Origin of the sequence: Paucibacter soli (genome assembly GCF_037482845.1) — a bacterium.
In the GTDB taxonomy this organism is placed as follows: Bacteria; Pseudomonadota; Gammaproteobacteria; order Burkholderiales; family Burkholderiaceae_C; genus Paucibacter_B; species Paucibacter_B soli.
This window is the reverse complement of record NZ_JBBHJW010000003.1, coordinates 67,506-80,626: the sequence shown is the minus strand read 5'-3', so window position 1 is coordinate 80,626 and position 13,121 is coordinate 67,506. Positions and strand designations below refer to the sequence as shown.

Sequence of the window (13,121 nt, the reverse complement as noted above, 5' to 3'; positions counted from 1 at the left end):
TTGCGGGTCGCAGCAGAATTACTTCTGAACGACGGCAAACAGATCTTCTTCGCGCATCACCAGCAGTTCGTCGCCGTCGACCTTGACGGCCTGGCCCGAGTACTTGCCGAACAGCACGCGGTCGCCCACGGCCACGTTCAGGGCCACGAAATCGCCCTTGTCATTGCGCTTGCCAGGACCCACGGCCAGCACTTCGCCCTGATCGGGCTTCTCGGCGGCGGCGTCAGGGATGACGATGCCCGAAGCGGTCTTGGTTTCTTGTTCCAGGCGCTTAACGATCACGCGATCGTGCAGAGGACGCAGTTTCATCACATCTCCTTCAGAGTGTCTTGGTGCTTGAATGCCAGGTGCTGCGTCAAGGTGAGCAACACCTCTTCACATGCGATAGCCCCGTCGACCGGGGTCGTATGGAGCTGTTAGCACTCGAACTGTTCGAGTGCTAGCAAGGGGATTATATGGGTGCCGGCGCGGCTTTCAAGAGGGCCCGATTGCTTGCTAAAGCAGCAGCAAGGCTGCGGCCGCCAGGGCCGTTGGTGCCAGCGCGCCGAGGAGCAGCCCGCCAGCGCCAATGGACTCGTCTTCGAAACCGCGCCTGAGCAAGGCCACGCCGGCAGGGTTAGGCGCGTTCGCGATGACGGTCAGGCCGCCACCGGCCATCGCGCCGGCCACCAACATGTACTTTGACTGCTCGGAAATGCCGGCGATGAGCGAGCCGAGATAGGTCAGCGCGGCATTGTCGGTCACAGCGGTGAGGCCGAGCGCGCCAAAAAACAGCGCCAGCGGCTGCAGGCTGGCGACGATGGGCTGCAACCACCAGCCTTGCATTCCGCCCAGCACCACCAGGCCCGCGAGGAAGAAGGCGACCAGCAGCGCTTCCTTGAGGATGAGCGGGCTTTGGTGCCGCTCGTAGGCTTGCGTGAAACCCAGAAAGAGCAGGAACAGGCCTAGAAAGGCGACGGGATGATGCGCCAACAGCACCACGCCTGCCAGCAGTGCCAGATGCACAAACAGGACCGCCAGCGGCACCGGGGTCTCCGTGGAGCTTGCTGCCGGCGCTGCGGCAAGCAGATGTCGACGCAGCATGAAGGTCGCGATGCTGGCGTTGGCCAGCACCGCCACCGCTGACTTCCAGCCGAAATGCGAGAACATGAAGGCGCTGTCCCACTGCCAGGTGCTGGCCACCATCAGGACCGGCGGCGCCGCATAGGACGTCAGCGTGCCGCCAATCGACACGTTGACGAACAGCACGCCCAGACCGAAGTACTTGAGCCGCTCCGGCATGGTCGGGCGGAATACCTGCGGTGCCAGCATCAGGGCCGCAATGGTCATGGCGGCGGGCTCGGTGATCAGCGAACCCAGCAAGGGCACGGCCGCGAGGCCCAACCAGGCACTGACCAGCGGTGTGGGCAGCGGCGCCATGCGAGCGAGGCCGTCGACCAATTGGGTCACCGTGCGCAGCACAGGCCTTGACGCCGCGACCACCATCACCACAAAGACGAACAAGGGCTCGGTGTAGTTGCGGGATTCGGCATAGGAGAGCGCCTGGCTGCCGCTGGTCATCAATGCCATCGCGAGCACCAGCACCATGGCCCAGAAACCGAAAACGACTTCCACTTCGCCGAGCAGGTGGAACAGCCCCGCATGCCCCGGAAACCGATGGGAGAGGCGTTCGAACTGCTTGGCAGCGAAGGTGTGTGCCAATGCCAGCACAAAGATGGCAAGGGCGATGTACTGAACGGTTTGATCGGGCGTTGAGTGCATGGTCGTGGCGGTTCCGCGTGGCGGCCCGACCAGCGCGATCAACCTGCCGCGCCCGGGATCGAGTCAGCACCCGGCGGGAGTGTAGCCAAGGGAAGCATCAACCGTGGGGCCAGACGGTGCCAAAGGGCCGGACACAATCGACGTCGGGTCGGCCATGGGCTGCAAAGCGGCGGTACGCGCTAGCGCTCCTTGCCCTGCGGCGCGGATTCCGCGGCGACGATCGGATGTTGAGCGGGCGTGGCACGTATTTGCCCGAGCGTGCGTCGCAGCAGTGCGGTCAGCACCGCCGTCCAGGCCAGCAAGGCCGCCACGAGCATCAGATGCGAGATGTGCTGCAGCGGCGGAAAGTCGGCGGCCAGGCCGAGGCGGCTGCTCGCCACGGCATACATGCCGAGCGGGAACACAAAGCTCCATTGCACCGGTTCATAGTGCAGCGGCAAACGGTGCACGCCGTGTTTCCAGATGAAAAACATCGCCAGCAGGGGCACCCACCAGGTGGCCCAACCCCAAATCATCAGCGTGATGCCATCGATGAAGGGGCGCTGCGCCAGCAGGAAGGGCAGTTGAGGATCCTGCGTGATCAAGGTGGTACCGGCATTGGTGCTGATGGCGGCCGCTCCCATCACGACCCATAGCAGCGGGCTGACGTCCTGCGGCTTGAGGCTCAGAAAGAAGATGCGGTAGCAGAACAGGGTGACGAAGATGCCGTACAGGATCAGTCCCAGCCCCCACAGCAGATGGACCTCTACAAACATGGCGCTAGTCCAGATGCCCAACTGGGGCGCCAGCCGCCCGCCCAGCAGCACCAGCGACTGCGTGCCGACGATGGTGATCAGCCAGCCGCCATGCACGATATTGACGTTGTGCTCGTGCGAGAGAAAGGTCAACACGGCAAAGGCCAGGTAGAGCAGGCTGGCCCAGGCCAGGAAGGCAAGCGCCCAGCAAGCCAGGGCCAGCTGCTGGTGGCCCCGATTGAGCAGCAACAGCCCCACCACGGATGTCGCGGCTACCAGCGTGAAGTAGGCGAACACCATGCGTGGGTTGCGCAGATCGATGCCGACCGCGGCCCGGTAGCGCAGCACGCGCAGCATCGACAACGCCAGCAGCAGCAGCCAGGCGCCGATGGCAATCCCCTCTAACACCTGCGCCAGCACGCGCCAGCCGTGCAAATCCAGCGCCACCGCCAGGATGCCTGTGGCCATCACAAAGGCAAAGTTGCCTGGATGCAGGGATTGGAGGCTCAGGGGGCGCGGCGATGCAGTGACGTCCATGCGGCCATATTAGGCCCAGCCTCAGGAGTCAGCGCTGCGGTTTGCCCGCGGTGTGCGCCTGCTCGCTCAGGCAAGCAGCTGTTGGGAGTCCAGGTAACGCAGTCGGAAGGCCTCGAAGGGCTCGTGCTCGGCGCGCTCGAGCGCGCTTTGCTGCTCGCGCGACACCAGCGCCATGCGCGCATAGTCGTCCAGCCGCTGCGGCGAGATTGGCAGTGCCAACAGGCTGGCCTTGATCGTCCGCGAACGCTCGCCGATGAAGCCGACATGGGAGCAGTCATGCTCGCCGCGAAGCTGCTGCAGCACGTGGGCCGAGGGCAGGCTGTCGAAGTCGGCGAAGCTCTGGCGGGCACGTGCCAGTGCTTGATCGTAGGCTCGGCCGCCCAGGACGCGGTCAAGCTTGGCTGCGATCGGGCCGAAGGCCTCCAGCAGCTCCAGCCCCCAGGACTGCACGGTGACGCGCTGCTCGCCACGCTCCAGCGCCTGGCCGGGGTCGCGGCCGGCGTGGGCCACCCGTTGCTGGTTGCGGGCCAGTGCGGCGATCTCCTGCGGCGTGTCGGGCGGGCTGTCGGCGAGCAGGCAATGCAGCAGGAAGATGTCGATGAAGCGCATCGTGTCCGCATTGATGCCCACCGTTTCGAAGGGATCGAGATCCATGCAGCGCACTTCCACGTACTCGACGCCGCGCTCGCGCAGCGCATGCAGGGGGCGCTCACCGCTCTTGATCACGCGCTTCGGACGGATGGTGCCGTAGAACTCGTTCTCGATCTGCAGCAGGCTGGTGGAGAGCTGGTTGTACTCGCCGCCCGGGTTGCGCACGCCGATCGCCTCGTAAGCCGGGTAGGCCTGGGTCAGCGCACCCTGCAGCGACTCGGCATAGCCCTCCAGGCTGTTGTAGCTGACGGCCAGCTGCGCTTGCGCGTCGCTCTGGTAGCCCAGCCTGCCCATGCGCAGCGAGGTGGCATGGGGCTGGTAGAGCGTGCCCGCGCCCATTTCCTGCAGCTCGTGCGGCCGGCCCTCGACAAAACTCGAACACAGCGCCGGCGAGGCGCCGAACAGCATCAGCAGCAGAAAGCTGTGGCGACGGAAATTGCGTATCAGGTCGAAATACTGCTCGCTCGTGATGCCCGGCATCGACCAGTTGTAGTGGATGCCCGAGATGGTCTGCATGCGCCGGCCGTAGCGGTGGCCCAGGCCCATGCGGTAGACGCTCTTGGCGCGGCCGATATTGGACGAGCCGTAATTGCCGATCGGGATGGTCTCGTCGGCCGGCAAGGTGCAGGGCATGCTGGAGGCCCACATCATCTCGCCGCCCAGGCTGTGCACCACGGCCTGGTGGATCTCGGTCAGCTCGGCCAGGCAAGCCTCGGCCGAGGCATGCACGCCCGTGATCAGCTCCAGCTGCGACTCGCTGAAGTCGGTGGTGATATGCGGGTGCTTGAGCGCCGAGCCCAGCGCCGCAGGGTGCGGGGTCAGGGCCAGCGAGCCGTCGGCATTGGCACGCAGGCTCTCCTTCTCCACGCCGCGACGCATGGCTTGCAGTCGGTCGGGGTCTAGCGCTTCCAGGCGCTGCAGCCAATTATTCACTCGGGGTTCCTCGGGCAGGTCTCGTTGTTCTGGGCGAGCAAGTTAACAGATGTGGGTGAACTCCGCTCGCGGCAGGTTTGTCGCTTCTGTGTTAGCGCAATTCCAGCTTGCGACGCGTGCGGCGCAACTGCTGGTCGGAGCTGAAGCCGGCCTCCTGCGCCGCCTGTTGCAGCGAGGCACCGCGTGCCTGGGCGCGCCGGGCGCGCTCCATGCGGATGGCCTGCAGATAGGCCAGCGGCGTGGTGTGGGTGTGGGCGGCGAACAAGCGGCTCAGATGGCGCGGGGTCACATGGGCCACCTCGGCCATGCGCTCCAGGCTCCAGTCGCGCGCCGGATCGGCGCAGATCGCGTCCTGTGTGCGGTGCAGGGCCGGGTGCAGGTGGTTGCGATGCGCCAGCAGCGGTGAGAGCTCGGGATCCTGCGGGCTGCGGCGCAGGTACACGACCATGGTCTGGGCCACCGCGGCGGCAATGGCGTCGCCGCAATGCTGGGCGATCAGATGCAGACAGAGGTCGATGCCGGCGGTGATGCCGGCGCTGCAGGCCACCTGGCCGTCGATCACGAAGACGCGGTTGTCCACCACCTCGCTGCGCGGCGCCTGACGGCGCAACTCGTCCAGCAGCTCGTGATGGGTGGTGCAGCGGCGCCCCTCCAGCAGCCCCGCGCGCGCCGCCAGCAGGGCGCCCGAGCAAATGCTCAGCAGCCGGCCCTCGGGGCGGCTCAGCAAGGCCTGGCCGCGTGCATGCAGCCAGTTCTGGGTGCGCAGCTGGTCGGCCAGCTCGGTGCTGCCGGGGGGCGCTTCGCCGGGCTGGGCATGGCGGCAGCCCACCAGCATCAGCCAGGCGTCGGGCGGCAATGTGTCGGGCAGGGGCTCCAGGCCGCCGAGCTGCAGACCCACCGAGCTGCTGCAACTCGGCTGCGCGGCGACAAAGCGCAGCCGGAAGGCGGGCGCCTCGCCGTGCCGCTGCAGGGCCTGGTTGGCGAGCCGAAACGCTTCGGCCGGCCCGGCCAGGTCCAGCAGCAGCGCGCGCGGCTCGACCAGCATCACGACATCAATTTGAGACATGCCGGCAGTATCGCCCTACAGCCCTGCGGTGGCGGCGCGGTCAAGCGCCTGTTCGACGGTGCAGATCTGCGCGAAGCGATCCTGCAGCACGGTCTCGGTGCGCAACTTGAGCTCGGCGGGCGAGAGCGTGACGCCGCTGGCGTGGGTCATCGCAAAGGTCAGCGTGGCCTCGGTCACGTAGTCCACTTCCCAGCCCTCGTCGCTGGCATGGCGGGTGGTGGTCTCGCAGCATTGCTCGGTGCGGATGCCGCTGATGATGAGGCGCTGGATGCCCTGCTGGTGCAGCCAGATGGCCAGGCCGGTGCCGGCCAGGGCGCTGTGGCGATGCTTGATGATTTCGACCGCCGGCGCATAGACACGCAGCTCGGCGAGCTGGCGCACCTGGCCCGAGGCGAGGGCAAAGGCGTTGTTGGCGGTTTCCGGGCCTTCGTTGTGGAACACCCGCACGATGGGCAGGCCCAGCTTCTCGGCGCCTTCAATCAGCGCATTGCTGCGCGCGATGAAGGCGGGCAGATCCTGGTCGCTCCAGTAGGGGCGCTGGCGGAAGGATTCCTGGACGTCGATGACGAGCAATGCGGTCTTTTTCATGGCGTGGGCCTCGGTGCTGGTTGCAGAGGTCTCCACTGTGCCCGGCGCGGGCTCGGTCGTCGCGCCGCTTGCGGACCGGCATCGGTCAAATCAGGACATCAGTCCCGGGTCTTGAGGCCGAGCGCCTTCCAGCCCTCGATGCCGAGCTTGTCGAGGGTCTCGAGGTTGGCCTCGTAGATCGCGTCGGTGTCGGCCATGGTGGCCACGGCGCGCTCAATGCTGCTCTCGCGCAAGAGGTGCAGGGTGGGGTAGGGCGAGCGGTTGCTGTAGTTGCTGATGTCCTCGGGCGCGGTGCCGGCAAACTGGTAGTCGGGATGGAAGCTGGCGATCTGCAGTTCGCCGTCCAGCTCCAGGTCTTCCAGCAGCGCGTCGGCGGCGCCGAGGAAGTCGTTGAAGTCCAGGAAGTCGGTCAGCACCTTGGGATGTATCAGCAGCGTGGTCTCGATCTCGTCCGGATCGGCGCGGCGCAGCGCCAGCAGTTCGCGCGCCAGCTCCTTGAGCAGCGCTTCGGGCGTTTCCGCCTCGCTCACCACATAGCGCAGGCGCTGGTTGACATGCACGCTCTTGGCGAAGGGGCAGAGGTTGAGGCCGATCACGGCCTTCTCCAGCCAATGCTGGGTTTCTTGCTGGACGGTATTTACTTCTTCGGGACTCATGGTTGGCTGAGGCCTTGCAGGGCCTGGTATGCGGTATCAAAGGCCTGGTCGAGGATGCGGGCCTTCCAGCCCTCGTCATCCACATAAAAGGCGTCGCGGATCTGGTGCTTGATGCGCAGGGCCTGCTCGGGCTCGGCCTCGGGATGCGCCTCCAGCCAATGGTCGGCGCGCAGCGCCATGATCATCGCGTCCAGCGGCAGGGTGCCGTACTCCAGCGCGATGCCGGTGTAGCTGGCCCGCGGGCATTCCTCATAAGCGGCGTTCCACATCAGGCCCTGCAGCGGCGCCGAGCTGGAGCTGCCCTCGCTGATGGACGTGACCTCGGGGCCCCACCAGGCGCGCGCACGCGCCAGGGCGGCCGGGTCGTCGCGGCCGGCAAAGATGCGCTCGCCATGGCCGCTGGGGCCCAGGCCGGTGTGCAGGTCTATCCAGGCCAGGCGCGCGCAGCGCTGGCCATGGGCCTGCAGCACATGGCGCAGGGTCTGCTGGCTCCAGGTGGGTGCGTGGCCGCCATAGAACAGGCCCAGCTCATGCTCGTACTGGCCGCCGGTGATGGCGGCCTGCAGGGCGCGCTCGCCGTGGCGCTCGGCATAGGCGCGCAGCTGGCGTTCGTTCGCGTCGGTGGGCGGCCAATACTGCGGCAGCAGGAAGGCGGCGAGCTCGTCGTAACCGGGGTTGGCAGGCAGGGGCGCGTGGAAATCGTGGATGAAATTGCGGTTCAGGTCCACGCCCTCCTGGGTGACGCGGCGCCACCAGGAGAAGCCATGAGGGTTGAGCGCATGGATGTAGAGCACAGCCAGGCCGCTGGCCGCGACCGCGGTGCGCCAGCCATCATCCCGCAGCAGGGCCACTTGCACGCCCGAGCCGCAAAAGCCTTCCACCCCATGGCAGGCGCTGCTGATGATCAGCAGGCCGGTTGCGTCGGCCGGGCCCTGCAGCACCACGTCCATCGCCAGGCGTTCGCCATCGCGGCCCAGCAGCGGGTGCAGGTGGGCCTCGCTGTCCAGCCCCGCGGCATCGACGGCGGCCAGGAACTTGCTGCGCGCCTCGGCGTAGCTCTGCGAAAAACAGGAGGCGGCGGTGCTCATGGTCGCGGGCTATTGAGCCAGGCCTCGGCCATGCGCACCCACAGGCTGCCGCCCAGCGGGATCAGCTCGTCATTGAAGTCGTAGCTGGGGTTGTGCAACATGCAGGGCCCCAGGCCATGGCCGCCGATGCGGTGGCTGCCATCGCCGTTGCCGATCAGGAAATAGCAGCCGGGCTTTTCCAGCAGGTAGTAGCTGAAGTCCTCGGCGCCCATGGTGGGCTCGAACTCCTGCACATTCTCGGCACCCACCAGGTCCTCCAGCACGCTGCGCACAAAGGCGGTTTCCTTGGGGTGGTTGATGGTGGGCGGGTAGTTGCGCCTGAACTCGAACTCCACCTGGGTCTCGAAGGCCTCGCCGATGGAGTGCGCCACCTGCTGCATGCGCTGCTCGATCAGGTCCAGCAACTCCAGCGTGAAGGTGCGCACCGTGCCCTGGATCTCGCAGCTGTCGGGGATCACATTGGTGGCCTCGCCGGCATGGATCATGGTCACCGAGATCACGCCCGCATCGATGGGCCGCTTGTTGCGCGTGATGATGGTCTGAAAGCCCTGCACCATCTGGCAGGCCACCGGCACCGGGTCTACGCCCAGGTGCGGCATTGCGCCGTGGCCGCCCTTGCCGCGGATGGTGATCTTGAACTCGTTGCTGGACGCGAACACCGGGCCAGATTTGACGGCGAACTGGCCGGTTGCCATGCCCGGCCAGTTGTGCGCGCCGAACATGGCCTCCATCGGGAACTTCTCGAAAAGCCCGTCCTTGATCATCTCGCGCGCACCGCCACCGCCTTCCTCGGCGGGCTGGAACACCAGGTAGACGGTGCCGTCGAAATTGCGCTGCGTGGCCAGGTGCTTGGCGGCGGCCAGCAGCATCGCGGTATGGCCGTCGTGGCCGCAGGCGTGCATCTTGCCGTGGTAGACGCTGGCATGCTCGAAGCGGTTGTGCTCGGTCATCGGCAGGGCGTCGATGTCGGCGCGCAGGCCCACGGCGCGCGTGCTCGATCCGTTCTTGACGATGCCCACCACGCCGGTCTTGCCCAGGCCGCGATGCACCGGGATACCCCATTCCGTGAGTGTCTGGGCGATCAGCTCCGAGGTGCGCTCTTCCTGGAAGCAGAGCTCGGGATGGGCGTGGATGTCTCGTCGCAGTTTGGTGAGGGTCGGCGCGTCGGCCAGGATGGGGGCTATGAGCTTCATGGCGAACACTCCAATGGGGGCGGCGCGCCGCACGCCGTCGAGTTTAAGGCAAGCCCCCGGCAAAGTCCCCGCCCGTGCCGCCGGCCCGGGCGCTGTGCAATCATGCGCGCATGAACGCCCATTTCTCCGCCTCCCCGCTGCCGCTGAGTGGCGCCGTCAAGGGCGCCTGCCCGCATGATTGCCCCGATACCTGCGCCCTGCGCATCACCGTGGAAGACGGCCGCGTCACCAAGGTGCAGGGCCAGGCCGAGCATGGCTCCACCCATGGCGCGCTGTGCACCAAGGTCTCGCGCTATGCCGAGCGCAGCTACCACCCCGAGCGCGTGCTGCAGCCGCTCAAGCGCGTCAGCGGCAAGCGCGAGGCGCCGCGTTTCGAGCCGGTGAGCTGGGAGCAGGCCTTGCGCCAGATCGCGGCGCGGCTCAAGTCCATCGCCGACCCGCAGGCCATCCTGCCCTACAGCTATGCCGGCACCATGGGCCTGGTGCAGGGCGAGGGCATGGCAGCGCGCTTTTTCAACAAGCTGGGCGCCTCGCAGCTGGAACGCACCATCTGCGCCGCCGCCGGCGGCGCGGCGCTGGCGGCCACCTATGGGCACAAGGTGGGCATGCACCTGCGCTTCTTTGCCGAGAGCCGCCTGATCCTGATCTGGGGCAGCAATTCGATCGCCTCCAATCTGCATTTCTGGACCTTTGCCAACCAGGCCAAGCGCGCCGGCGCCAAGCTGATCTGCATAGACCCGCGCAAGACCGAGACGGCCGACAAATGCCACCAGCACATCGCCTTGCTGCCGGGTACCGACGGCGCGCTGGCGCTGGGCCTGATGCACGAGCTGATCGCGCATGACTGGCTGGACCACGATTACCTGGCGCGCCATGTGGATGGCTGGGAGGAGTTGCGCGCGCGCGCCCTGCAATGGCCGCCCGAGCGGGTGGCCGAGGTTTGCGGCATCACGGCCGCCGAGGTGAGCGCGCTGGCGCGCGACTACGCCAGCATCGCGCCGGCCGCGATCCGCCTCAACTACGGCATGCAGCGCGTGCGCGGCGGCGGCAATGCGGTGCGCCTGATCGCGCTGCTGCCCTGCCTGACCGGCGCCTGGCGCCAGCGCGCCGGCGGCCTGCTGCTCTCCAGCTCGGGCTGGTTTGCGTCGCACAAGAACGTCGATGCGTTGGAGCTGCCCCAGCTGCGCGCTGGCCGGCCGTCGCGCACCATCAATATGATCACCATAGGCGATGCGCTGCTGCGCGAGGCCAGCGCGGAGTTCGGCCCTAAGGTCGAGGCGCTGATCGTCTACAACAGCAACCCGGTGGCGGTGGCGCCCGAATCGCCCAAGGTCGTGCGGGGCTTCCAGCGCGAGGACTTGTTCACCGTGGTGCTGGAGCATTTCATGACCGACACGGCCGATCTGGCCGACTATGTGCTGCCCGCCACCACCCAGCTGGAGCATCTGGATGTGCACACCAGCTATGGCCATACCGACGTGCTGATCAACGAGCCGGCGATCGCGCCGCTGGGCCAGGCCAAGCCCAACACCCAGATCTTCCGCGAGCTGGCCGCGGCCATGGGTTTCACCGAAGCCTGCTTTGCCGACAGTGACGAGCAGCTGGCGCGCCAGGCGTTCAAGGACAGCGTCGACTTCGAGGCCTTGCGCGCCCAGGGCTGGTGGAGCCTGCCGCTGGCCGAGGCGCCGTTTTCCGAGGGTCAGTTCTTGACCCCCAATGGCCGGGCCCAGGCCGCCGGGGCGGATTTCGTGCCCAACTACGAGAGTGCGCGCTCCGCACCGACGCTGGCGGCGCGCTATCCGCTCGCGATGATCTCGCCGCCGGCGCGCAACTTCCTCAATTCCAGCTTCGTGAACGTGAAGAGCCTGCGCGATATCGAGGGCGAGCCGCTGCTGGAGATGCATGCCGACGACGCGGCGGCGCGCGGCCTCGCCGATGGCGCCATGGTGCGCGCCTTCAACGACCGCGGCAGCTATCTGTGCCGGCTGGCGGTGAGCGCGCGCGCGCGCCCCGGCGTGGTCAACGGCCTGGGAGTGTGGTGGCGCAAGCTGGGTGCGGGCGGCAGCAATGTCAACGAAGTGACGCAGCAGGGCCTCACCGATATGGGCCATGGGCCGGTGTTCTACGACTGCCTGGTCGAGGTGGCCGCCGCGTGAGGCGCAGCACGCTGGCGCTGGCCGCTGCGGTGCTGCTGAGCGGCTGCGCCGAGCTGGGCTACCTGGGCCATTCCGTGGCCGGCCATCTGCGCCTGGTCGCTGCCGCCAGGCCGGTGGACGACTGGTTGGCCCAGCCCGATCTCCAGCCCGTGCTGCGGGAGCGCCTGCTCTTGAGCCAGCGCCTGCGCGAGTTCTCGGTGCGCGAGCTCAAGCTGCCCGACAACAACAGCTACCGCCGCTACGCCGATCTGCAGCGTGGCGCCGCGGTCTGGAATGTGGTGGCGGCGCCCGAGCTGAGCCTGAGCCTGCAGCAATGGTGCTTTCCGGTGATGGGCTGCGTGAGCTACCGCGGCTACTTCGAGCGTGCGCGGGCCGATGCCTTTGCGGCCGAGCTGCGCGCCCAGGGCCTGGAGGTCAGCGTCTACGGCGTGCCCGCCTATTCCACCCTGGGCTGGAGCGGCTGGCTGGGCGGCGACCCTTTGCTCAACACCTTCATTGCCTACCCCGAAGGTGAGCTGGCGCGCATGGTGTTTCATGAGTTGGCGCACCAGGTGGCCTATGCCGCCGATGACACGGTGTTCAACGAAAGCTTTGCCACCGCGGTGGAACGCCTGGGCGCGCAGCGCTGGCTGGGCCAGCAGCCCCGGGCCGAGGCCCTGGCGCAGTACCGCCAGGGCGATGCACGGCGGCGCGACTTCCTGGCGCTGAATCTGCGCTACCGCGAGCGCCTGGCGGCACTCTATGCCTCGACGCGGCCCGACGCCGACAAGCGCGCGGCCAAGCAGGGCCTGCTGGCCGAGCTGCGAGCCGAATACGAACGGCTCAAGCGCGAGCAATGGGGCGGTCATGCCGGCTACGACGCCTGGTACGCCAGTGTCAACAACGCCAGCCTGGCGCTGCTGGGCGCCTACAACGAACTCACGCCGCAGTTCGAGCGCCTGCATGCCCGGCTGGACGGCGACTGGCCGCGCTTCTATGCCGAGGTGCGGCGCCTGGCCGCGCTGGCCAAGCCGCAGCGTCGCTTAGAGTTGCAGGCATCGTCAGAACAAGGAGCCACCGATGGCCGAGATCCGCATCCACCGTGAACATGCCCTGGGCCTGAAGAAGGCGCGCGAAATTGCCTGGGCCTGGGCCGAGCAGGTGGAGGACAAGTTCGACATGGAATGCACGGTGCTGGAGGGCGAGACCAGCGACACGGTGGAGTTCACGCGCTCGGGCGTGAAGGGCGAGCTGATCGTGGCGGCCGACCACTTCGATCTGCACGCCAGGCTGGGCCTGCTGCTGGGCGCCTTCCGCTCCACCATCGAGGGCGAGATCCAGAAGGAGCTGGACCAATTGCTGGCCGGGGCCGGCGCCAGGAAGTCCAGCAAGAAGAAGATGGGCTGAGGCTGTTCCCTGGCGGGTACCGCAGCGCCGGCTCTGCCGGGCTGCCGGTACCGCCCCCTTGAGGGGGCGCGCGCAGCGCGTAGGGGGTGGTCTGTTTACTTGAGCGACTCGATCAGATCGACGTACTGCTGCTTGGCCTCGTCGGCCGAAGTGCCCTTGAGCGCGGCCCAGGCGTCGTACTTGGCGCGGCCCACCATATCGGTGAAGCCGGGGCGCGAGCCCTCCACATCGCCGCTGCTGCCCTGCTTGTAGAGCGCGTAGATCTTCAGCAGGGTCATGTTGTCGGGGCGCTCGGGCAGTTGTTTGGATGCTGCAACAGCGGCTTCGAATTGCTCATTCAGGCTCATCATGGCTCCTCAGTACTGGTGACAA

The 13,121-nt window shown here is 67.2% G+C and carries 13 protein-coding genes; 3 read left to right on the top strand and 10 right to left on the bottom strand.

The window, feature by feature from the left end:
• Window positions 1-18: 18 nt before the first annotated feature.
• The 9 genes from WG898_RS08500 to WG898_RS08460 form a co-directional block, all read right to left on the bottom strand.
• Window positions 19-309, bottom strand: a complete 291-nt coding sequence (locus WG898_RS08500; protein ID WP_339602340.1) for a co-chaperone GroES — start codon at window positions 307-309, stop codon at window positions 19-21.
• A gap of 186 nt (window positions 310-495) precedes the next feature.
• Window positions 496-1,761, bottom strand: a complete 1,266-nt coding sequence (locus tag WG898_RS08495; protein ID WP_339602608.1) for a putative Na+/H+ antiporter — start codon at window positions 1,759-1,761, stop codon at window positions 496-498.
• A gap of 179 nt (window positions 1,762-1,940) precedes the next feature.
• Window positions 1,941-3,032 carry a tellurite resistance/C4-dicarboxylate transporter family protein gene (locus WG898_RS08490; protein ID WP_339602339.1) on the bottom strand — a complete coding sequence of 364 codons (1,092 nt, stop codon included), beginning with the start codon at window positions 3,030-3,032 and terminating at the stop codon, window positions 1,941-1,943.
• A 66-nt stretch (window positions 3,033-3,098) separates the two neighbouring features.
• Window positions 3,099-4,562: a glutamate--cysteine ligase gene (gshA, locus tag WG898_RS08485; protein ID WP_444718930.1), complete on the bottom strand. Its 1,464-nt coding sequence runs from the start codon at window positions 4,560-4,562 to the stop codon at window positions 3,099-3,101.
• Window positions 4,563-4,707: 145 nt separating this feature from the next.
• Window positions 4,708-5,682, bottom strand: a complete 975-nt coding sequence (locus WG898_RS08480; RefSeq protein ID WP_339602337.1) for a GlxA family transcriptional regulator — start codon at window positions 5,680-5,682, stop codon at window positions 4,708-4,710.
• A gap of 15 nt (window positions 5,683-5,697) precedes the next feature.
• The gene (locus tag WG898_RS08475; protein WP_339602336.1) at window positions 5,698-6,270 is read right to left on the bottom strand and encodes a cysteine hydrolase family protein; all 573 of its coding nucleotides are present in this window, start codon (window positions 6,268-6,270) and stop codon (window positions 5,698-5,700) included.
• Window positions 6,271-6,368: 98 nt separating this feature from the next.
• The gene (locus tag WG898_RS08470; RefSeq protein ID WP_339602335.1) at window positions 6,369-6,926 is read right to left on the bottom strand and encodes a DUF1415 domain-containing protein; all 558 of its coding nucleotides are present in this window, start codon (window positions 6,924-6,926) and stop codon (window positions 6,369-6,371) included.
• On the bottom strand, window positions 6,923-8,014 hold the full coding sequence (locus WG898_RS08465; RefSeq protein ID WP_339602334.1) for a M14 family metallopeptidase: 1,092 nt from the start codon (window positions 8,012-8,014) through the stop codon (window positions 6,923-6,925). The genes WG898_RS08470 and WG898_RS08465 overlap by 4 nt, the downstream gene beginning before the upstream one ends.
• Window positions 8,011-9,207, bottom strand: a complete 1,197-nt coding sequence (locus WG898_RS08460; protein ID WP_339602333.1) for a M20 aminoacylase family protein — start codon at window positions 9,205-9,207, stop codon at window positions 8,011-8,013. The genes WG898_RS08465 and WG898_RS08460 overlap by 4 nt, the downstream gene beginning before the upstream one ends.
• A 110-nt stretch (window positions 9,208-9,317) precedes the next feature.
• On the opposite strand from WG898_RS08460, the gene WG898_RS08455 reads away from it, so the two are divergent.
• Genes WG898_RS08455 through WG898_RS08445 form a run of 3 tightly spaced genes read left to right on the top strand, consistent with a single transcriptional unit; the run spans window position 9,318 to window position 12,749 of the window.
• Complete coding sequence (locus WG898_RS08455) at window positions 9,318-11,363, top strand: molybdopterin-containing oxidoreductase family protein (RefSeq protein WP_339602332.1); 2,046 nt, start codon at window positions 9,318-9,320, stop codon at window positions 11,361-11,363.
• The gene (locus WG898_RS08450; RefSeq protein ID WP_339602331.1) at window positions 11,360-12,448 is read left to right on the top strand and encodes an aminopeptidase; all 1,089 of its coding nucleotides are present in this window, start codon (window positions 11,360-11,362) and stop codon (window positions 12,446-12,448) included. Before WG898_RS08455 ends, WG898_RS08450 begins: the two co-directional genes overlap by 4 nt.
• The gene (locus tag WG898_RS08445; RefSeq protein WP_339602330.1) at window positions 12,423-12,749 is read left to right on the top strand and encodes a polyhydroxyalkanoic acid system family protein; all 327 of its coding nucleotides are present in this window, start codon (window positions 12,423-12,425) and stop codon (window positions 12,747-12,749) included. Before WG898_RS08450 ends, WG898_RS08445 begins: the two co-directional genes overlap by 26 nt.
• 95 nt (window positions 12,750-12,844) lie before the next feature.
• On the opposite strand, the gene WG898_RS08440 is transcribed toward WG898_RS08445, so the two are convergent.
• A complete protein-coding gene (locus WG898_RS08440; protein ID WP_339602607.1) occupies window positions 12,845-13,096 on the bottom strand; it encodes an acyl-CoA-binding protein in 252 nt (83 codons plus the stop codon).
• Window positions 13,097-13,121: the final 25 nt, after the last annotated feature.

What these genes read in the sequence shown, in the direction of transcription:
- WG898_RS08500 (WP_339602340.1), bottom strand. Translation starts at nt 309, where the DNA reads ATGAAACTGCGTCCTCTGCACGATCGCGTGATCGTTAAGCGCCTGGAA.
- WG898_RS08495 (WP_339602608.1), bottom strand. Translation starts at nt 1,761, where the DNA reads ATGCACTCAACGCCCGATCAAACCGTTCAGTACATCGCCCTTGCCATC.
- WG898_RS08490 (WP_339602339.1), bottom strand. Translation starts at nt 3,032, where the DNA reads ATGGACGTCACTGCATCGCCGCGCCCCCTGAGCCTCCAATCCCTGCAT.
- gshA (WP_444718930.1), bottom strand. Translation starts at nt 4,562, where the DNA reads ATGCGTCGCGGCGTGGAGAAGGAGAGCCTGCGTGCCAATGCCGACGGC.
- WG898_RS08480 (WP_339602337.1), bottom strand. Translation starts at nt 5,682, where the DNA reads ATGTCTCAAATTGATGTCGTGATGCTGGTCGAGCCGCGCGCGCTGCTG.
- WG898_RS08475 (WP_339602336.1), bottom strand. Translation starts at nt 6,270, where the DNA reads ATGAAAAAGACCGCATTGCTCGTCATCGACGTCCAGGAATCCTTCCGC.
- WG898_RS08470 (WP_339602335.1), bottom strand. Translation starts at nt 6,926, where the DNA reads ATGAGTCCCGAAGAAGTAAATACCGTCCAGCAAGAAACCCAGCATTGG.
- WG898_RS08465 (WP_339602334.1), bottom strand. Translation starts at nt 8,014, where the DNA reads ATGAGCACCGCCGCCTCCTGTTTTTCGCAGAGCTACGCCGAGGCGCGC.
- WG898_RS08460 (WP_339602333.1), bottom strand. Translation starts at nt 9,207, where the DNA reads ATGAAGCTCATAGCCCCCATCCTGGCCGACGCGCCGACCCTCACCAAA.
- WG898_RS08455 (WP_339602332.1), top strand. Translation starts at nt 9,318, where the DNA reads ATGAACGCCCATTTCTCCGCCTCCCCGCTGCCGCTGAGTGGCGCCGTC.
- WG898_RS08445 (WP_339602330.1), top strand. Translation starts at nt 12,423, where the DNA reads ATGGCCGAGATCCGCATCCACCGTGAACATGCCCTGGGCCTGAAGAAG.
- WG898_RS08440 (WP_339602607.1), bottom strand. Translation starts at nt 13,096, where the DNA reads ATGAGCCTGAATGAGCAATTCGAAGCCGCTGTTGCAGCATCCAAACAA.